This window comes from Meridianimaribacter flavus (assembly GCF_004366715.1).
Lineage (GTDB): Bacteria > Bacteroidota > Bacteroidia > Flavobacteriales > Flavobacteriaceae > Gaetbulibacter_B > Gaetbulibacter_B jejuensis.
The window spans coordinates 43,464-61,626 of the sequence record NZ_SOQZ01000009.1 but is presented as its reverse complement, the minus strand read 5'-3'; the positions used below and the strand labels follow the sequence as shown (position 1 = coordinate 61,626).

At 32.4% G+C, this 18,163-nt stretch carries 19 protein-coding genes and 1 other RNA gene; 12 read left to right on the top strand and 8 right to left on the bottom strand.

Annotation, left to right across the window (positions count from 1 at the left end; genetic code table 11):
* The first annotated feature begins 78 nt into the window (after positions 1 to 78).
* Positions 79 to 406: RNase P RNA component class A (gene rnpB, locus A8975_RS14305), an RNA gene on the top strand.
* 35 nt (positions 407 to 441) lie between these two features.
* Here the strand turns inward: rnpB and rsmD are convergent.
* From rsmD to A8975_RS14290, 3 genes are read right to left on the bottom strand one after another with little or no spacing between them, the layout of a single operon-like run.
* Entirely contained in the window at positions 442 to 996 is a 555-nt protein-coding gene (gene rsmD, locus A8975_RS14300; RefSeq protein WP_134201373.1) for a 16S rRNA (guanine(966)-N(2))-methyltransferase RsmD, read from the bottom strand.
* Positions 996 to 1,802 (bottom strand): DUF3822 family protein, encoded by an 807-nt coding sequence (locus A8975_RS14295; RefSeq protein WP_134201402.1) that lies wholly within the window; start codon positions 1,800 to 1,802, stop codon positions 996 to 998. Before A8975_RS14295 ends, rsmD begins: the two co-directional genes overlap by 1 nt.
* Before the next feature lie 4 nt (positions 1,803 to 1,806).
* Positions 1,807 to 2,535: a hypothetical protein gene (locus A8975_RS14290; protein WP_238155778.1), complete on the bottom strand. Its 729-nt coding sequence runs from the start codon at positions 2,533 to 2,535 to the stop codon at positions 1,807 to 1,809.
* A 199-nt stretch (positions 2,536 to 2,734) separates the two neighbouring features.
* Here A8975_RS14290 and A8975_RS14285 point away from each other — a divergent pair, with 199 nt between their 5' ends.
* From A8975_RS14285 to A8975_RS14255, 7 genes are read left to right on the top strand one after another with little or no spacing between them, the layout of a single operon-like run.
* On the top strand, positions 2,735 to 4,159 hold the full coding sequence (locus tag A8975_RS14285) for an ATP-dependent RecD-like DNA helicase (protein ID WP_131506555.1): 1,425 nt from the start codon (positions 2,735 to 2,737) through the stop codon (positions 4,157 to 4,159).
* Positions 4,160 to 4,200: 41 nt separating this feature from the next.
* A complete protein-coding gene (locus A8975_RS14280; protein ID WP_134201371.1) occupies positions 4,201 to 4,767 on the top strand; it encodes a DUF4126 domain-containing protein in 567 nt (188 codons plus the stop codon).
* 48 nt (positions 4,768 to 4,815) lie between these two features.
* Entirely contained in the window at positions 4,816 to 5,544 is a 729-nt protein-coding gene (gene kdsB, locus A8975_RS14275; RefSeq protein ID WP_129761813.1) for a 3-deoxy-manno-octulosonate cytidylyltransferase, read from the top strand.
* A complete protein-coding gene (locus A8975_RS14270) occupies positions 5,535 to 6,236 on the top strand; it encodes an HAD family hydrolase (RefSeq protein ID WP_134201369.1) in 702 nt (233 codons plus the stop codon). The genes kdsB and A8975_RS14270 overlap by 10 nt, the downstream gene beginning before the upstream one ends.
* On the top strand, positions 6,237 to 6,854 hold the full coding sequence (locus A8975_RS14265; RefSeq protein WP_134201367.1) for a CatA-like O-acetyltransferase: 618 nt from the start codon (positions 6,237 to 6,239) through the stop codon (positions 6,852 to 6,854). It begins immediately after the preceding gene.
* A gap of 45 nt (positions 6,855 to 6,899) precedes the next feature.
* Entirely contained in the window at positions 6,900 to 7,982 is a 1,083-nt protein-coding gene (locus tag A8975_RS14260) for an iron-containing alcohol dehydrogenase family protein (RefSeq protein WP_166667480.1), read from the top strand.
* A 1-nt stretch (position 7,983) separates the two neighbouring features.
* Complete coding sequence (locus A8975_RS14255) at positions 7,984 to 8,532, top strand: 1-acyl-sn-glycerol-3-phosphate acyltransferase (protein WP_134201365.1); 549 nt, start codon at positions 7,984 to 7,986, stop codon at positions 8,530 to 8,532.
* A 133-nt stretch (positions 8,533 to 8,665) separates the two neighbouring features.
* Here A8975_RS14255 and A8975_RS14250 read toward each other — a convergent pair whose 3' ends face one another.
* Positions 8,666 to 9,133, bottom strand: coding sequence for a nuclear transport factor 2 family protein (locus tag A8975_RS14250; RefSeq protein ID WP_129761817.1), 468 nt, complete (start codon positions 9,131 to 9,133; stop codon positions 8,666 to 8,668).
* A gap of 110 nt (positions 9,134 to 9,243) precedes the next feature.
* Here A8975_RS14250 and A8975_RS14245 point away from each other — a divergent pair, with 110 nt between their 5' ends.
* Positions 9,244 to 10,278, top strand: a complete 1,035-nt coding sequence (locus A8975_RS14245; protein WP_134201363.1) for a hypothetical protein — start codon at positions 9,244 to 9,246, stop codon at positions 10,276 to 10,278.
* Positions 10,279 to 10,376: 98 nt separating this feature from the next.
* Here A8975_RS14245 and A8975_RS14240 read toward each other — a convergent pair whose 3' ends face one another.
* Positions 10,377 to 10,931, bottom strand: a complete 555-nt coding sequence (locus A8975_RS14240) for a thioredoxin family protein (protein ID WP_134201361.1) — start codon at positions 10,929 to 10,931, stop codon at positions 10,377 to 10,379.
* A 38-nt stretch (positions 10,932 to 10,969) separates the two neighbouring features.
* On the opposite strand from A8975_RS14240, the gene A8975_RS14235 reads away from it, so the two are divergent.
* From A8975_RS14235 to A8975_RS14225, 3 genes are read left to right on the top strand one after another with little or no spacing between them, the layout of a single operon-like run.
* Entirely contained in the window at positions 10,970 to 11,308 is a 339-nt protein-coding gene (locus A8975_RS14235; RefSeq protein WP_129761820.1) for a tRNA-binding protein, read from the top strand.
* A 1-nt stretch (position 11,309) separates the two neighbouring features.
* On the top strand, positions 11,310 to 12,224 hold the full coding sequence (locus A8975_RS14230; protein WP_134201349.1) for a bile acid:sodium symporter family protein: 915 nt from the start codon (positions 11,310 to 11,312) through the stop codon (positions 12,222 to 12,224).
* Positions 12,221 to 13,249, top strand: a complete 1,029-nt coding sequence (locus A8975_RS14225) for a 1-acyl-sn-glycerol-3-phosphate acyltransferase (protein ID WP_243832997.1) — start codon at positions 12,221 to 12,223, stop codon at positions 13,247 to 13,249. Before A8975_RS14230 ends, A8975_RS14225 begins: the two co-directional genes overlap by 4 nt.
* Here the strand turns inward: A8975_RS14225 and A8975_RS14220 are convergent.
* The 3 genes from A8975_RS14220 to A8975_RS14210 form a co-directional block, all read right to left on the bottom strand.
* Complete coding sequence (locus tag A8975_RS14220; RefSeq protein WP_134201347.1) at positions 13,244 to 15,745, bottom strand: M14 family metallopeptidase; 2,502 nt, start codon at positions 15,743 to 15,745, stop codon at positions 13,244 to 13,246. The two genes, A8975_RS14225 and A8975_RS14220, sit on opposite strands and share 6 nt — an antisense overlap.
* An 83-nt stretch (positions 15,746 to 15,828) precedes the next feature.
* Positions 15,829 to 16,227 carry a PUR family DNA/RNA-binding protein gene (locus A8975_RS14215; protein WP_131506564.1) on the bottom strand — a complete coding sequence of 133 codons (399 nt, stop codon included), beginning with the start codon at positions 16,225 to 16,227 and terminating at the stop codon, positions 15,829 to 15,831.
* Positions 16,228 to 16,298: 71 nt separating this feature from the next.
* A complete protein-coding gene (locus tag A8975_RS14210; RefSeq protein ID WP_131506565.1) occupies positions 16,299 to 18,059 on the bottom strand; it encodes an ABC transporter ATP-binding protein in 1,761 nt (586 codons plus the stop codon).
* Between the last annotated feature and the right edge of the window lie 104 nt (positions 18,060 to 18,163).

Here is an 18,163-nt window from a genome sequence, read left to right as displayed (position 1 = left end):
TAAAAATTCAATTCAAAAATTTAAATCCTGTGTTCAGAATTTAAGAGTAGTTATTAACAATTTGTGTACTTTTGCCTGCAAGTAAATTGCCTTATCGCTGTCTTGATGTAAAGTCAAGGTGGAGGAAAGTCCGAACACCATAGTGCAAACATAGTGGTTAACAGCCACCAACCGTGAGGTTAGGAAAAGTGCAACAGAAAGAATGTACAGGTTATGCTGTAGTGAAATCAGGTAAACTCTATGTGGTGCAATGCCATGTATACCAACGTTTGAGGGCTGCACGCTCGATTGTTGGAGGGTAGGCAGCTAAAGTGTGTTGGTAACAGTACACTCAGATAAATGATAGGGATACTAACATGATTATCATTGTTAGTAACAGAATTCGGCTTATAAATTTACTTATATAAACAAGCCTTTTGACATTTCAAAAGGCTTTGTTTTTTATTCTTCTTCGTCTGATAGAATTTCGAAAAAACTAAAAGTATTACCACCATAACTTTTGGAATAACTGTAGTGTTCCATTTGTGATAAGTCAGTATGTTTTGAATGTTCTACTACCAACAATCCATCAGTATCTAATTGTTGGTTTTGAAATACTAACTGCGGAATTTTAGCAAATTCTTCAACAGGAAAATCATAAGGTGGATCTGCAAAAATGATAGTAAACTTTTGAACGTTTTTTTCTAAAAACTTAAACACATCACTTTTTATGGTAGTGATGTTCATTTCAAAAGCATCAGCAGTTTCATTAATAAATTTAATACAGCCAAAATTTTCATCAACAGCAGTAATGCGCTCAGTGCCTCTTGAGGCAAATTCATAGCTAATATTTCCTGTGCCAGAAAACAAGTCTAGTACTGAAACTTCGTCAAAGTAATAATGATTGTTAAGTATATTAAACAACGACTCCTTTGCCATATCTGTAGTTGGACGTACAGGTAGCTTTTTGGGAGCTGAAATTCGTCTTCCTTTAAATTTTCCAGATATAATTCGCATTAACTAAAACTGTTTAAAATTATAAAGTGATTGTAATTATGGTTTGGTTTGCTTTGAGCAGCAAATTTAAAAGTATGTTTTGGATCTATAAATTGAATATGCCTAATGTAAGTATATGCTATTGTATAGAGTTCAGAGTCTTCAGTAATTTGTCCGCTAAAATAGAGTTGTAAAGTTTCAGGGTCAGATTTTAATTGCTCTACTGTAAAAAGTACAAAGTATATGAAATCTTCTTTTGTCTTATACTCAAAGGTATTGTAGAGTAGTAGTTTACCATTTTCAACTACAATAATTTCAAAATGATTTTGACAAACATTTATATAATAAGAGGCACCTTCTTGTGTGGCTTTTTGAAGCAATGTATCAATTAATAGGGTTGATGAGTGCTTGTACTCAAAAGCACCAAATTTCTCAAAAATATAATTGTTAATATTAACCAATGGCACATATACATTAACACTGTCATTAACAGCTATAACTTCATGAGAAATAAAATCGGTTTTAAGTATTTTGGCATTGAACTTTAAATAGTCTGCGCAATTATCTTCATTAAATAATGCTTTAGGAACTAAAGTAGAAAGCTCGTTTTGATAGATAATCAATACCGATTTAAAAGCGTAGTTAAAATCAGAATTATGTTCTAATTGCGTTTTAAGTCGCTCTAAAACATCAAAAGGTGTTAGCTTTTTATTGAAGTCTTGATGCTGTAAAAGCTCAATAGTATTTGAAGTTCTGTTTAGTATACAAAAAGAAAGTCCACTCAAACTAATTTGAATGGACAGTTCTTTGATGTTATTTTGGTTCAAACGATTATTGCTCTTTTGAATAGTTAATTGGCCAGTTTCCAATGGTTTTTACTTCGTCCATTGAACCTACTTTCAGAGATGGTCCATTTACACCATCAACCGAAATAACTTGCTTTTCTTTCTTAACCAAGTTTTTATCTTGGTCAAATAAAATTACTGATTTGTCAACTTTAGCTTCAAATACTGGAATTTCGTCCAACATTCCTGCTTTAAGCTCAAACTTAGCGCCTTCTTGACCAACTGGTACGTTCATCATTGTTTTGTATCTTGTGTCAGCTCCAAAAAGAGAATCTTTTACAGGAACAAAACCTAAAGTGTCAATGATAACAATATCCTTGGTAGTTTCTACTCCACCATAACGTCTTGTTAATTCTTCATCAATAACAGTAGAATCTCTTCGTTGAGTAATAGTATATTGAGCAGTGTCAATAAACTTCACTAAATCATCAAAGTTATCAGTGAATTTTCCAGTTACAGTTCTGTGAGCTAACTCAGCATCTCTAATATCTTTTAGTTTTTCAATAACAACCGCATAGCGTTTTTCTTTTAGTTGATTGAATTGAATCTCTCCGTAAACAGACATAAATGTAGAGTAGGCTAGATAAGCAATTACAGCCCAAAGTACAATGTTGATTACAGGTTTTAATTTTTTAGGTACAAATTTATCAATCAACCATACGATTCCTATCGTAAGAAGAATAACAATTATAGCAGCAATAATTATTGTTAACATAGTTAGTTATTTTTATTTTTTATTAAAGGTGATACGCAAATCTACAATTTTTTTTTATTCACAAAAACCAATGCAAATAAAATTAGACTAAAAAAAAGAAAGATATAAAAATTGTTTCACATAATTAAGTCTTAAATTTAGTATTAATGTTTTAAGGCTATGTTATATAAGTATTATATTGCCACTCTTAAATAAAAAAATGACTGCTTCAGAATTTTATAAACTTTTAAAACAAAAATTCCCTTTTCAACCAACTAGTAAGCAAGAAATTGTCTTATTACAGCTTTCTGAGTTTGTTTTTGACGATACTCCTAATGCTCTTTATTTACTAAAAGGTTTTGCAGGAACAGGTAAAACTAGCATTATTGGAACTTTAGTGTCTAACCTTTGGCAAACTAAAAAAAGTGCTGTATTAATGGCACCAACAGGTAGAGCAGCAAAGGTGATTTCAAATTATTCAGGCAAAGAAGCCTTTACTATTCATAAAAAGATATATTTCCCTAAAAAGGATAAAGCAGGGGGTGTTAAGTTTGTAATGCAGCCTAATAAACATCGCAACACTATTTTTATTGTGGATGAAGCTTCTATGATTCCTGATGCTCCTGCAGATTCTAAACTGTTTGAAAATGGCTCGTTGCTAGACGATTTAATGCAATATGTGTATTCAGGACATAAGTGTAAACTACTACTTATAGGAGACAAAGCACAATTGCCTCCTGTAAAATCAGAGTTAAGTCCTGCTTTAGATGGCGAACAGTTAGATTTAAACTACAATAAGAAAGTGACTTCAATTGAATTGGACGAAGTTGTAAGACAAGAACAAGATTCAGGAATACTTGAGAATGCCACACAGCTAAGAGAAGTCTTGCAAGATGGCTTTTATGAGAGTTTTACATTTAATTTAGGAAACTATAAGGATATTGTAAGGCTTGTTGATGGACATGAAATTATGGATGCTATCAATGATTCATACACTGCTAATGGTCATGAAGAAACTGCAATTATAGTTAGAAGTAATAAGCGTGCAAATCTTTATAATCAGCAAATAAGAAGTAGAATTTTATTTAATGAAAATGAATTAACAACTGGCGATTTTTTAATGGTGGTTAAGAACAATTACTTTTGGATTAAACCTACTAGTGAAGCAGGATTTATTGCAAATGGTGATATTATTCAAGTTTTGGAAATTTTCAATATTCAAGAATTATACGGATTTCGTTTTGCCGAAGTAAAAGTAAAAATGGTTGATTACCCAAAAATGCGACCTTTTGAAACGGTTTTGCTGTTAGATACTATTGATGCTGAGTCACCTTCGTTGCCTTATGAAGATTCCAATAGACTGTATCAAGAGGTTCAAAAAGACTATGAAAACGAAACCTCTAACTACCGAAAGTTTTTAAAGATTAAAGGAAACAAACATTTTAATGCATTACAGGTTAAATTCTCCTATGCTATTACCTGTCATAAATCTCAAGGAGGACAATGGAATACAATATTTGTTGAGCAACCCTATCTTCCAAACGGAATAGATAAAGAGTATTTACGTTGGTTGTATACTGCTGTTACAAGAGCCAAAGAAAAGTTGTATCTTATTGGCTTTAAGGACGAATTTTTTCAAAATTAAGTTTGGCAAGCTTTATGCTTTCATCAATATAAAAACACTAAATGACAGTAGAAACAATTATCAGTATTTTCTTAGGGATTGGGCTTGCCGCATCAGTTGGTTTTAGAGTATTTGTACCCTTATTTGTACTTAGCTTAGCAGCTTATTTTAATCTTTGGGAACTCAATGAGTCGTGGCAATGGATAGGTAGTTTAGCAGCAGTAATTACATTGGGTGTTGCAACTTTGGTAGAAATTACTGCGTATTATATTCCTTATGTAGATAATTTATTAGACTCTATCGCAATTCCGTTGGCAACTGTAGCAGGAACAGCAGTTATGGTATCAACAGTAGCCGATTTGAGTCCAGTAATAACTTGGGCTTTAGCAATTATTGCAGGAGGAGGAACTGCTGCAGCCATAAAAAGTACAGCAGGAGCAACACGGTTAACCTCAACAGTATCCACAGCTGGTTTTGCTAATCCTGTAGTATCAACTGTAGAAACAGGAACATCAGTAGTAATGTCAATTTTGTCTGTATTTGTACCAATTATAGGTTTTATTCTTGTTATTGTGGTAATGTATGTAATATTCAAAGTTTACAAAAAGATTAAACCAAGTAGACCTTAATTATCCCTTAAAAGTTTTATTTTTGAAAAGAAATTCGACTTTCCATTTATGAAAATAATTTCAATGATTCCAGCACGTTACAGTGCATCACGTTTTCCTGCTAAGCTTATGCAAAATTTAGCAGGTAAGTCAGTAATACTTAGAACATACGAAGCTACAGTAGCTACACATCTCTTTGATGATGTTTATGTAGTAACCGATAGCGAAATTATTTTTGATGAAATCGTCAATAATGGAGGAAAAGCCATAATGAGTAAACGCGAGCATCAATCAGGAAGTGATAGGATTGCTGAAGCAGTTGCTGACTTAGATGTGGATATTGTTGTAAATGTTCAAGGAGACGAACCATTTACTGAACGCGAAAGCTTACAAAAAGTTATTGAGGTTTTTAAACATGACGATAAAAAGGAAATTGATTTAGCCTCATTAATGGTTGAAATACACGATTGGGATGAGATAAACAACCCAAATACAGTTAAGGTTATTGTAGATCAAAATAACTTTGCATTATACTTTTCGCGAAGCCCAATTCCTTATCCAAGAGATAAAGAAGCAGGAGCTAGGTATTTTAAACATAAAGGTATTTATGCATTTAGAAAACAAGCACTTTTAGATTTTGAAAAATTACCAATGCAATTTATTGAAGCTACCGAGAAGATTGAATGTATCAGGTATTTGGAATATGGTAAAAAAATAAAAATGGTTGAAACCACTGTGGAAGGTGTTGAAATTGATACACCTGAAGATCTTGAAAGAGCAAAGCGCTTATGGAAGTAAACTATAGTAACATAAAAGTTATTGGCTTTGATGCTGATGATACACTTTGGGTAAACGAAACCTATTTTAGGGATGCCGAAATGGAATTCGCAAAACTGCTATCTCAGTACGAAACTGTTAATAAAATTGACCAAGAACTGTTTAAAATGGAGATGAAAAACCTTCCATTATACGGTTATGGAGTTAAAGGGTTTGTACTTTCTATGGTTGAAATGGCTTTAGAGTTATCTAATAATGATGTGTCTAACGCTACAATTGATGCCATACTGAAAATAGGTAAAGATATGCTCAACAAGCCTGTAGAATTATTGAAAGGTGTTGAAAAAACCTTAGTTGAGTTATCAAAAAATTATCGATTGATTTTAGTAACAAAAGGTGATCTTCTAGATCAAGAACGAAAGCTAGAAAAATCAGGATTAACAAAATATTTTCATCATATAGAAGTTTTGAGTGATAAACAGGAAGCTAACTATTCTAAATTATTAAACCATTTAGATATTAAACCTTCAGAGTTTTTAATGGTTGGTAACTCGTTAAAATCCGATATTTTACCACTGGTAAATATTAAAGCTCAAGCTATTCATGTGCCATTTCATACAACTTGGCAACATGAAACTGTTTCTAGTAAAGAGGCTAATGGTAAAGGGTATAAAACTGTTGAAAGTCTAATTCACATTTTAGAAGAACTTTAGATGAAAGAAATTAATATAGAATCTTGGAATAGAAAAAGACTTTACACACATTTTAGGCAACTTAAAGACCCTTATTTTGGTGTTGTAATACCTTTTGATGTTACCAAAGCATATAAATTTTCTAAAGCACAAAATGTAAGTTTTTTTGTGAAATATTTACACGATTGTATGAAAGCTATAAATGCGGTAGATAATTTTCGTTATCGTATTATCGATGATAAAGTAGTAGATTTTGATGTTATTCACGCTTCTGCAACTATAGCTAGAGAAGATAATACTTATGGGTTTTCATACATCACTTTTAATGAAAATTTAGAACAATTTGTAATTAATTTCAATAAAGAAAAAGAGCGCATTCAAAACTCAGACGAATTGTATCCACCTTTAAATGGTCAGGATTGTATACATTGTTCTGCGTTGCCATGGTTTAGTTTTTCAGGACATAAAGAGCCTTCATCAGGTCAATTAGAATCAATTCCTGAATTGGCTTTTTCAAAAGTCGAAGAAACTAATGGTAAGTTGATAATGAATGTTTCAGTACATGTAAATCATGCATTGATAGACGGTTATCATGTAGGTTTATTTGCTGAAAAGTTTCAAAATAATTTAAATACTTAGGTAATACAAAGTTTGTTATTACTTTTGTTAAAGACATAAAAATAAATGAGTTATAAAAATTATCCAATGGTGTCCAGAGTAGTTTTTGGACGAGGCTGTTTTAATCAGTTGGCAGATATTATTTCGCCTAAGCGGTTGAACACTAGAGCACCATTTATATTTTTGGTAGATGATGTGTTTAAAGGAGATGCATGGTTAAACTCTCGTATTCCTTTAGCATATGACGATCAGTTAATTTATATTTCTGCAGAAGAAGAACCAAAAACGTCCCAAGTTGATGAGCTTGTTGAGCAAATTATACTAACCCACAAAGATAGACCTTCAGGGATTATTGGTATTGGAGGAGGAACTTTGCTAGATCTTGCTAAAGCAGTAGCTGTTATGCTTACAAACGAGGGAGAATCTAGAGATTACCAAGGTTGGGATTTAGTCAAAAATCCAGCAATATATCATGTAGGTGTGCCAACAATTTCAGGTACAGGAGCCGAAGTTTCTAGAACGACTGTTCTTACAGGACCAGAAAAAAAACTAGGGATAAACTCTGATTATACACCTTTTGACCAAGTTATTCTTGATCCCGAACTTACTAAAGATGTTCCTAAAGAACAGTGGTTTTACACAGGTATGGATTGCTATATTCATTGTATTGAATCGCTTAACGGTACATACTTAAATGCGTTTAGTCAAAGTTATGGAGAAAAGGCTTTTGAGCTTTGTAAAGAAATATTTTTAGATAATGATTTATCTGAAGAAGAATCGCAAGATAAACTTATGATGGCGTCATGGCATGGAGGAATGAGTATTGCCTATTCTCAAGTAGGTGTAGCTCATGCTATGAGTTATGGATTATCTTTCTTATTAGGAACAAAACATGGTATAGGAAATTGTATTGTTTTTGACCATTTAGAAGAATTTTATCCAGAAGGTGTTGCTTTGTTTAAAAAAATGAAAAAGAAGTTTGATATAAAACTTCCTCAAGGACTTTGTGCTAATCTTGACGAACAGCAATTTGATACTATGATAGACGTTGCAATTAGCCTAGAACCTTTATGGGAAAATGCTTTAGGAAAAAACTGGAAACAAACCATTACCAGAGAAAAACTAAGGGCTCTATACGAAAAGATGTAATATGCGTTGGCTAGCCAAATTTATATATTTTAAACTCCTTGGCTGGAAAGTAGTTGGTAATGTTAATATGTCTAGAGATACAGTAAAAAAGGCAATTATTATTGCTGTACCTCATACCAGTTGGCATGATTTTTATATAGGTGTTTTACTTCGTAAGGTTTTAAATATAAAAACCAATTTTATAGCTAAAAAAGAATTGTTTGTTGGTCCTGTTGGTTGGTACTTAAAAGCCATTGGTGGTGCTCCAATTGATAGACAAACTAAAGAAAATAAAGTTGAAGCTATTGCAAAACTTTTTGCTCAAAAAGAAGAGTTTAGAATGACTCTTGCTCCAGAAGGTACCAGAAAAAAAGTAGATAAATGGAAAACAGGTTTTTACTACATAGCTAAAGAAGCCAAAGTACCTATTATTATGTTTACACTAGATTTTGGTAAGAAAGAGAATAGAATTTCAGAACCGTTTTATCCTACTGATAATATGGAAGCTGACTTTGAGTTTATGCATAATTTTTACAAAGGTGTAGTAGGTAAGAAGCCTGAATACTCTTAGTTTTGGCATAAAATTTGAATATAACTAAGCAATAGTCAAGCTGAAACATAAAGTAAACTATTCAAGTCCCTAAAAAGAAACAGTTTTTGCTATTAATTCAAAGCTACTTCACAGTAAATGGAGTAGCTTTTTTTTAATTAACATTACTTTCAAATTTATCTAACAATTTATTGGTTTGCAGTTGTAGTTTCTTTTTGAAAAACCCAGTACTACCCAATAAAAAGCCTTTAAAACCCATAGCTTGCTGCGACCATTTATGAAGATTAAATGTATCAATATGGCGTATGATTTTTCCATCTTTAAATTCAAACTCAGCATCAATTTTATTATGTACTTTTCTACCTGTTTTACTAAAAGTGTAATAGGCTTCCCAATGCGCTTTACCAGTTTGCTCATTAGCTTCAATGTTTGAAAATTCAATTTTAAAGTCTTTCCCTTTTTGTGAAGCACAAAGCATTCGCCACATGTTTTTTGCTCTGTTTTTTTGTAACACTCCAAAAGCAGGATCTTCAAAAGTAATATCGTCGTGGTAACAAGACACCATGGTTTCTGCATCTAGGTTATTGAATGCCTTATAAAATGTTTCTATTGTGTGTTGCATACAATCAGTTTTAAGCTTTAGTAAATGTAATCTTTAATTTTTTAAAAAATTTTAAAACCGCTCTTTATAAAATTACGTAGGTATACTAATAACAATAAAATTTTAAACACATGAAACGATTTAATTCATTAAAATTAGTAGTCTTAATCACTGCTTTGTCAACTTTTGTTTTCTCATGTAGTGATGATGATGACAATAGTAATCCTCCAATGGAAACGTCAGTATATTTATTAGCTTCAAATAATTCTGATGGAAACATAAACATTTACGATGTTACTGATGGAAGTAACGTTACTACAAAAACACTTATTACAACTTCTGTAGCGGCTGATGGTATTTACTATGATCAATCTGATGATGCAGTTATTCAGGCTTCACGTTCTAATTTAGGATTAGAAGGTGTGACTAATATTTCAACTATTACTAGTGGCACTTCAGTAGGTATAGATATTATGGGAACTCAAGATATGTCTAGTCCTAGAGAGGTTGCTGTAAATGGAAATTTTTATGTTGTGGCTGATAATGCTGATGTTGATGGTGACACCAACACTCCTGATGGTAGATTGTATATCTATTCTAAAAACGGAAGTAGTTTTACTTTAAGAAATGTAATTACAACCGATTTTAAACTTTGGGGAATTACATTTTATAACAACGATTTATATGCTGTAGTTGATGCTACAGGTGAGTTAGCAGTATTTACAAACTTTTTATCTAACACTACTGATGCTATGTTATCAGCATCAAAGCGAGTAGTTATTGAAGGTATTGTAAGAACACACGGTTTAACTTATGATGCTGCTACAGATACTATGGTAATGACAGATATTGCTTCGGCTATGAATGGTCAAGATGATGGAGGGTTTCATATTATTGAAAACTTTACATCTAAGTTTAATGGTGTGTCTAATGGAGGAACATTGGCTATGAGTCAACAAATTAGAGTTGCTGGTAGTGCAACAATGCTAGGTAACCCTGTTGATGTAGCTTATGATAGTGAAACAGAAACAGTTTATATTGCTGAAGCTGGTAATAATGGTGGACGTATTTTAGCATTTAATAATATTGGTACAGGAGGAAATATAGCACCTGTTTTAAACAATAGTTTAGCTGCTGCATCTTCAGTATATCTTTATAAAAACTAAATCTTTCTTTGATTAACTTTTGGTTAAAATTGCTATGAGAAAGACGAAAGGCTATCAATATTTTGATAGCCTTTTTTTTTGTTATGTTTTTTTATCTACTACTTCCACTTAATATTACAGCCTATACTTGGTTTTTGCAGCTCATTAATAGGTTTTTGAGCTAAAAGCGCATCTAGAGCAGCTCTAATGTCACTACCTGTAACTTCAATGTCATTTCCTGGTCTAGAGTCGTCTAGTTGTCCTCTGTAAACTAATTTTAAATCTTTGTCAAATACATAAAAATCTGGAGTGCATGCAGCATCATAAGCTTTGGCGACTGCTTGGGTCTGGTCAAATAAATATGGGAAAATAAAGTCTTGCTCAATGGCATTACTTCTCATAAGTTCAGGTCTGTCTTGTGGATAGTTTTCAATATCATTACTGGAAATGGCAACACAGTTTACACCTTTAGAAATGTAATCTTTTGCCAATTGAGATAATTGCGGATTCACGTGCTTTACAAAAGGGCAGTGGTTGCATATAAACATTATTAAAGTAGCATTAACACCTTTTAATTCATCGAGTGACATTTGCAAACCACTTACACTATCTTGTAGTTTAAAATATGGAGCTTTGGTTCCTAAGGGTAACATATTTGATGGAGTTCTTGCCATTTATTTGTGATTTTAGTTTTATAACGTATTTTTAACCTATGGATAATACTATAATAACTTTTGAAGACTTTTCCAAAGTGGATATTCGTGTGGGAACCATAATTGAGGTTAATGATTTTCCTAAAGCACGACGACCAGCATACCAATTAACCATTGATTTTGGTGATTTGGGTATTAAAAAGTCTTCCGCACAAATTACAACATTATATACAAAATCGGAATTGCTTAACCGACAAATTCTAGCCGTAGTTAACTTCCCAAAAAAGCAAATCGCAAACTTTATGAGTGAATGTTTGTTGTTGGGAGCTGTTAATGGAAAGGATGTCATTTTATTAAATCCCGAACAAAAGGTAAAAAATGGCGAAACAGTAGCCTAATATGATAAAGCAGCTAGACGACGTACAAATACAATTTAATAGTAATGAGCTTTGGGTTTTAAACCTAGCCTTAGCTGTGGTAATGTTTGGTGTGGCTTTAGGCATTTCAGTAAGTGATTTTAAGCGTTTGTTAAAACAGCCAAAAATAGTATTGGTAGGGCTATTGTCTCAATTTGTAGCTTTACCATTACTAACGTTTTTGATTATTATTTGCATAAAACCACAACCTAGTATTGCCTTAGGAATGATGATGGTAGCTGCATGTCCTGGAGGAAATATATCAAACTTTATGACGCATTTGGCTAATGGGAATACAGCATTATCAGTGAGTTTAACAGCTTTTGGAACATTGATGGCTATTGTGATTACACCTATTAATTTTCAACTCTACGGAAACTTATATCAGCCAACTGCCGAAATACTAAAAAGTGTTCAGCTACAACCATTTCAGTTGGTAAAACTAGTCTTGTTAATTCTTGGAATACCTTTAGTCTTAGGAATGTTTTTAAGGTACAAAAATAAAGCCTTAGCTGATAGATTATCAAAACTGTTAAAACCTATATCAATACTTGTATTTGCTGCAATTGTGGTTATTGCCTTTACAAATAATCTAGAAGTCTTTAATAACTATATACATTACGTGCTTCTCATTGGGATTGCCCATAATTTATTAGCAATACTTTTAGGGTTTTTAATAGCTAAAGGATTCAGACTAACATTTAGAGATCAAAAAACAATTGCTATTGAAACAGGAATCCAAAACTCAGGGTTAGGATTGTTACTCATCTTTACCTTTTTTAGTGGGTTAGGAGGTATGGCTATTATGGCAGCCTTCTGGGGAATTTGGCATATTGTTTCAGGGTTATTATTGGCTTTCTTTTGGTCTTACAAACCTTCTAAAGCAACAGCAGTTTGAAAATATTATGGTTGCATATTGTTAGGGCTTATTTAAGTTTGGGCTTGTTCTTTTATTTCAAGACCATTAAAGTTGTACACGCTGAAAATGTGCCTAAAAATGGAGCTATTTTATTTTTGGGAAACCATCAAAATGCCTTATTGGATGCGCTATTAATTGCTGTAAAAAGTAGACGTTTCTCGTACTTTTTAACGCGAGCAAGTGTATTTAAAAAGAAAATGATTGCAAGCATTTTAAAGAGTTTATTGATGCTTCCTGTGTATAGGGTTAGAGATGGTTGGAGCAATATTTCTAAAAACAATTCGGTTTTTTCAATGTGTGCTAATTTATTGAATAAAGGAGAAGCCATTACTGTTTTTCCTGAAGGAAATCATAGCTTAAAACGACGTGTTAGACCTTTGAGCAAAGGGTTTACTAGAATGGTTTTTGAAGCGTTACAGCATAATCCTGAGTTACAAGTTAAAATGCTTCCTGTAGGTTTTAATTACTCCAATCCAACATATTTTGGTAGCAGTGTATCATTAAACTTTGGAGCTCCAATTTTAGTGACTTCTGAAGTTATAAAAAGTGTAGATGAAAGCACTAAAGCTCTAAAAGCAAAAGTGTTTAATCAACTTTGTGAGCTTACCACTCATATCCCAGAAGCAAACTATGAAAACGACATAAAGACATTAAATGATTTACAAGTTGACTTTTTACAACCTATAAGCGTTAATGCTTGTATAGCTAGTCATTTTGAAAATTGTAAACCAGCAAAACCTAACCGATTTTCAATCTTTAAATCGTTTTTTAAACTGCTTTTAATTATTCATCTATTTCCACCTTACCTCATTTGGAAGTTCGCAATACAACCAAAAATCAAAGAAGCAGAATTTATAGACACCTTTCGTTTTGCTATTGCTATAACTTTAGTGCCAATTTACATGGTAATAGTTGTTGTTTTATTATCAATGTTGAGTTTTAAACTAGCAATATCTTGGTTTCTCTTTGTTTTAGGAATAGCCCTTTTTTCAGTTAAACTATAGTTGCTCTCTAAAAAAGATAGTATTTAACAACAGCTTATTTGTACCATACCAAAACGCTCTAAAATTAGTGTTGTCTGTAAAAACTGCCACATTACCACGTCTTAAACGTTGTACTTTAAAAGGAACTGTTAACGATAAACTATCTAGGTTAGATTGTGAAATATAACCACTCAACAAAGGGTTTTTTGTGTATTGAATCGGGTTGTTGTAACTCTGTTTATCAGCTGAAACAAACAACGTCGTATTTCTAAACATTGCTAGCTTATCATTTTTATAACCAAAATTCACTGGATGCGAACGATCTAATTTTGTTTCAAAAATGGCTCCTCCAATAACCTGAGCACCATTATAATCACTACGTTCTTCAAACGAAATGTTTGTTGCAGTACGTTCTACAGTTTTAAAGTTTAGTTTTAAAAATTCGTTGTTGTTCAACCAACGTAAAGCATATCTGTAACCAATTAAAGTTCCTCCATTTTCCACCCAAGTTTTTAAAGCTTTAGCATCAGCACCATTTAAAGATCCACTTGGTAAAATTATAGTATTGTAACGATCAAGATTGGTGCGTTGTAAAGACCTTGTGTCTAGTTTTGTTACAGTCATATCAAAGCGTTGGTCAAATAAGTGCCACAATTCTCCAGCATCATATGAAGTGATGCCATCTCCAACGATTAGTGCTATTTTAGGTTGTTCCAAAGTTCTAAATTTACCACTACCTAAATCAATTCCTTCGGTAAGTCCTGTTGAAGCAGGATCAATAGTTACATGACTTTCTTTGGCAATTTCATTTAAAAACGAATACAACTCATCTGCATCTTTAGATTGATTTTGAACAGGAATAAGTATGGTTCCATAATCATAATCAGTGTTTTGTAATGAAAAAGGTTGCATAGCAACTTTTGCTCTAATACCAGATTTTAAAATAGCGTTAAGTGCTTTTGGAGCATAGTATTCATGCCATTGCATCAGATAAGCATAGTTACTTTTAGCTGTAACCTTTCCTGGTTTCATAGTGAGTTGAGTAACTTCTTCTCCTAAGTATGAGGTTGAAACATTTTCAGCATAATCTACATTAAAAGCTAAAGGAAATGTCCATGACGAAATATCATAAAACAAGCTATCGGTAAATGTAGTTCGCTTTTCAAACATTGCATTAATTAAACGTGTGTTTTTTTGATTTTTAGGAACAATATAACTGTAGCCTTTTTTAAACGATTTTCCATTGGCTTTAAAATCAGATTTTATATCGTAAAAAGTTATGTTTTGGCGTTTTAAAATTTCAGCTAGATGATAGGTTTTTGCAGCATCTTTTTCGTCACCAAACACAATGGCTTTACCATTTTTTTTAGCAGCTTCTTCTCGTGCGTTTTTATAAAAATTATGCTGATAGGTCAATAATTCTTCTCGCATACTTTCAGCAGCTTCTAGAGTAGATAAAGCAGCAGTAAATTGATTTCTTATAGTAAACGGAAAAGTCAACAATCCGTTAGCACTTTCTTGTATATGTCCTCGCGAACTGGCTTGTTCAAACAAAATACCAATTCCTCCATTTATATCAGGAAAAGTTGATCCTTTTCCATAGTAAAAATCATCAAAATTTTCTTCGGTATAGTATAATGAGCCTATTTTATCTAAAGCTTTAGCATGATAATTTCCAATTTTTTTGGTAAGCTCTTGATTTAATTTAGGTGTTAAAGGATGTGTTCTCGAAGGGATACCTGGTTGAAAGAAGAAGGTAGAGTTAGTTCCCATTTCATGATGGTCAGTTAAAATATTTGGTAACCACTTATGAAATGTAGCAATTCGCGCTCTCGATTCTGGTAACTGAACTGGTAACCAATCTCTGTTCATGTCAAACCAATAGTGGTTGGTTCTTCCACCAGGCCATACTTCGCGATACTCTCTGTCGTTTGGGTCTGGATTTAAGTTTTTACCTCTATTGGTATTTGCCCAATAGGCAAAGCGTTGTAAACCATCAGGATTAAAAGCAGGATCAAACAAAATAACACTTTCATTCAATAGCTGTTTTACAGCATCACTCTCTGCCGCAGCAAGATAGTAAGCAACCAAAAGCGCAGCATTAGAACCACTTGGTTCGTTACCATGTATTGAAAACCCTTGATACACTACTATTGGTCTGTTTGCAGTACTTACAGTGTTACTTTCAGTAGCTGCAATGTGAGCGTTCTGTATTTCTGAAAGATTACTGTGATTTTCAGGAGAAGTTATAGTAAGTAGGAGTAAAGGTCTGTCTTCATAAGTAGAGCCTATATTTTCTATATGCACTCTATTTGAAGCTTCTGCTAAAGCATACATATACTGCACAAGTTTATCATGTGTTACATGCCATTCGCCAACTTCGTGCCCAATTACCGATTGTGGTGTAGGTATAACAGGATTATAAGTTGTGTTTTGTGGTAAATAATAGTCTAAATTGGTTTGTGCTTGTAGGTTAAATGCTAAAACAAAAAAGAGGAGTGAGTATAAAAATTTCATAAGGATTGTGTTAGTGTATAAATATAAAAAAACCGCTACTGTATTAGTAACGGTTTAATGTATTTTAACAAAAGATATTGTGTTTATATATCTTCAAAGTTCACATCTGTAAAGCTTTCTGTAGATTTAGAAACATTTATAGTTTCTCCACCTTCTTCAATATCAGCATTGCTGTAATCGTCTTTTTTGAAATCTTTTTGATGACGCTCGCTTATAACTTCATCCCCTTTTTCGTCGATGATGTATGAGGTCATTTCATTTAATATTTCATTGAACTCAGCAAAATCTTCTTTGTATAAATAGATTTTGTGTTTTTTGTAGTGAAAAGAACCGTCGTCATTAGTGAATTTTTTACTCTCAGTTATTGTTAAGTAGTAATCTCCTGCTTTAGTAGCTCTCACATCAAAAAAATAAGTACGTCTTCCTGCTCTTAATACTTTAGAAAAAATTTCTTCTTTTTCCATCATTCCGTGGTCACTCATAGATTTTAAATTAATAAATTAGTTATGTTAACGTTTCAAAAATCTAAAAAAAAAGAATAGTAACCAACAAATTATGATATTTCTTTTTCTGTAAGCTGCTTTAAATAGAGCTCTTTGTAGTAACCGTCAGAGTTTAAGAGTGTTTCATGTGAGCCAGATTGAATAATTTTACCATCATCTAAGACAATAACTTTGTCAGCGTTTTTAGCAGAAGAAATTCTATGGCTTACTATGATTGTGGTTTTACCTTCTGAAACTTTACTAAGATTTTTAAGTATTTTCTCTTCAGTTTCAGTATCTACAGCAGATAAGCAATCATCAAACAATAAAATTTTTGGAGATTTTATAATAGCTCTAGCAATAGAAACACGTTGTTTTTGACCACCAGAAAGCGTTATACCTCTTTCGCCTAAAACTGTATCGTATCCTTTGCTAAACTTTTTAATGTTTTTGTGTACATCAGCATTTTTTGCAGCATTAATAACGTCTTCGTCAGTAGCATTTTCTTTACCAAACATAATATTGTTTTTAATGGTATCAGAAAATAAAAAAGCATCTTGTGGCACGTAACCTATACTGTTTCTTAAATCATTAAGATTGAGCATATCAATAGGTTTGTCATCAATAGTAATACTACCTTGATTGATGTCATACAAACGACCAATAAGGTCTAAAACAGTTGATTTTCCTGATCCTGTTTTACCAAGTATAGCAAGAGTTTCACCTTTTTTGAGCGAAAAACTAATGCCTTTTAATGCTTCAATATTGGTGTCAGGATACGTGAAAGATACATTACTGAATTCAATATTTCCTTCAACAGTAGTATGCTCTTGTGTTTTGTTTTTTATGGTTGGTTCTTGCTTTAAAAACTCATTTATACGTTTTTGAGAAGCTTCAGCACGTTGTACTACTGAAGTTACCCAACCTACAGTTGCAACAGGCCAAGTAAGAAGGTTTACATATATAATAAATTTAGCGATGACACCTAAACTTTCAATTTCTCCATCGATATATTGTTTACCTCCAATATAAATTACAATGATGTTACTTAATCCAATTAAAAAAATCATTAAAGGAAAAAACAATGCTTGTACCTTGGTAAGGTTTATGTTTTTCTCTCTACTTTCGGTAGATAAGGTGTCAAAATCAGCATTTACTTGCTCTTCAATACCATACGACTTTATAACACTAACACCACTAAACGATTCCTGTGTAAAGGTTGATAATTTTGAAAGCCATACTTGTACAATTGTACTACGTTTATGTATGGTTTTACTTAAAACATAAATGAGGTAGGATAAAACTGGTAGTGGAATAATAGTATATAGTGTTAGTAATGGCGCAGACTTAAACATTAAAAACAAGGCAATAACAAATAATGTTAGCGTATTGATGCTATACATAATTGCTGGTCCTGCATATTCACGAGCTTTACCAACATCTTCACTTATACGACTCATAAGGTCGCCTGTTCTGTTGGATTTATAAAAGTCTAACGACAAGCGTTGATACTGTTGATAAACTTCGTTTTTTAAATCAAACTCAATATATCTTGATACATTGATAATGGTTTGTCGCATTAAAAACGTAAAAATGCCTCCAATAACCGCAGCACCAACAATGTAAAGAATGTTGATGAGAAGTTCTCGTTTTACAACAGCCATATCAGTAATAATGCCTTTTCGGTATTCATCAATAACATCAACCGATGAACCTACAAGCTCTGGTGTAAACAATAGAAAGATACGAGCAACTATAGTAATTATAACTCCTGATAGAAGTTTGTATCTGTATTTATAAAAGTATTTATTGAGATGTTGTAATTCTTTCATTTAAGGATTGCAAAGATTTAATAATCGTTACTATGTAATTTTAGTCGGATAATTTTGCGAATACTTTAATATTAAGTTATTTTTGCACGCTGTTTTTAGACAAA

Excerpts from the sequence above, each read along its gene's own strand:
- rsmD (WP_134201373.1), bottom strand. The coding sequence starts at position 996 with ATGCGAATTATATCTGGAAAATTTAAAGGAAGACGAATTTCAGCTCCC.
- A8975_RS14290 (WP_238155778.1), bottom strand. The coding sequence starts at position 2,535 with ATGTTAACAATAATTATTGCTGCTATAATTGTTATTCTTCTTACGATA.
- A8975_RS14285 (WP_131506555.1), top strand. The coding sequence starts at position 2,735 with ATGACTGCTTCAGAATTTTATAAACTTTTAAAACAAAAATTCCCTTTT.
- A8975_RS14280 (WP_134201371.1), top strand. The coding sequence starts at position 4,201 with ATGACAGTAGAAACAATTATCAGTATTTTCTTAGGGATTGGGCTTGCC.
- kdsB (WP_129761813.1), top strand. The coding sequence starts at position 4,816 with ATGAAAATAATTTCAATGATTCCAGCACGTTACAGTGCATCACGTTTT.
- A8975_RS14270 (WP_134201369.1), top strand. The coding sequence starts at position 5,535 with ATGGAAGTAAACTATAGTAACATAAAAGTTATTGGCTTTGATGCTGAT.
- A8975_RS14265 (WP_134201367.1), top strand. The coding sequence starts at position 6,237 with ATGAAAGAAATTAATATAGAATCTTGGAATAGAAAAAGACTTTACACA.
- A8975_RS14260 (WP_166667480.1), top strand. The coding sequence starts at position 6,900 with ATGAGTTATAAAAATTATCCAATGGTGTCCAGAGTAGTTTTTGGACGA.
- A8975_RS14255 (WP_134201365.1), top strand. The coding sequence starts at position 7,984 with ATGCGTTGGCTAGCCAAATTTATATATTTTAAACTCCTTGGCTGGAAA.
- A8975_RS14250 (WP_129761817.1), bottom strand. The coding sequence starts at position 9,133 with ATGCAACACACAATAGAAACATTTTATAAGGCATTCAATAACCTAGAT.
- A8975_RS14245 (WP_134201363.1), top strand. The coding sequence starts at position 9,244 with ATGAAACGATTTAATTCATTAAAATTAGTAGTCTTAATCACTGCTTTG.
- A8975_RS14240 (WP_134201361.1), bottom strand. The coding sequence starts at position 10,931 with ATGGCAAGAACTCCATCAAATATGTTACCCTTAGGAACCAAAGCTCCA.
- A8975_RS14235 (WP_129761820.1), top strand. The coding sequence starts at position 10,970 with ATGGATAATACTATAATAACTTTTGAAGACTTTTCCAAAGTGGATATT.
- A8975_RS14230 (WP_134201349.1), top strand. The coding sequence starts at position 11,310 with ATGATAAAGCAGCTAGACGACGTACAAATACAATTTAATAGTAATGAG.
- A8975_RS14220 (WP_134201347.1), bottom strand. The coding sequence starts at position 15,745 with ATGAAATTTTTATACTCACTCCTCTTTTTTGTTTTAGCATTTAACCTA.
- A8975_RS14215 (WP_131506564.1), bottom strand. The coding sequence starts at position 16,227 with ATGAGTGACCACGGAATGATGGAAAAAGAAGAAATTTTTTCTAAAGTA.
- A8975_RS14210 (WP_131506565.1), bottom strand. The coding sequence starts at position 18,059 with ATGAAAGAATTACAACATCTCAATAAATACTTTTATAAATACAGATAC.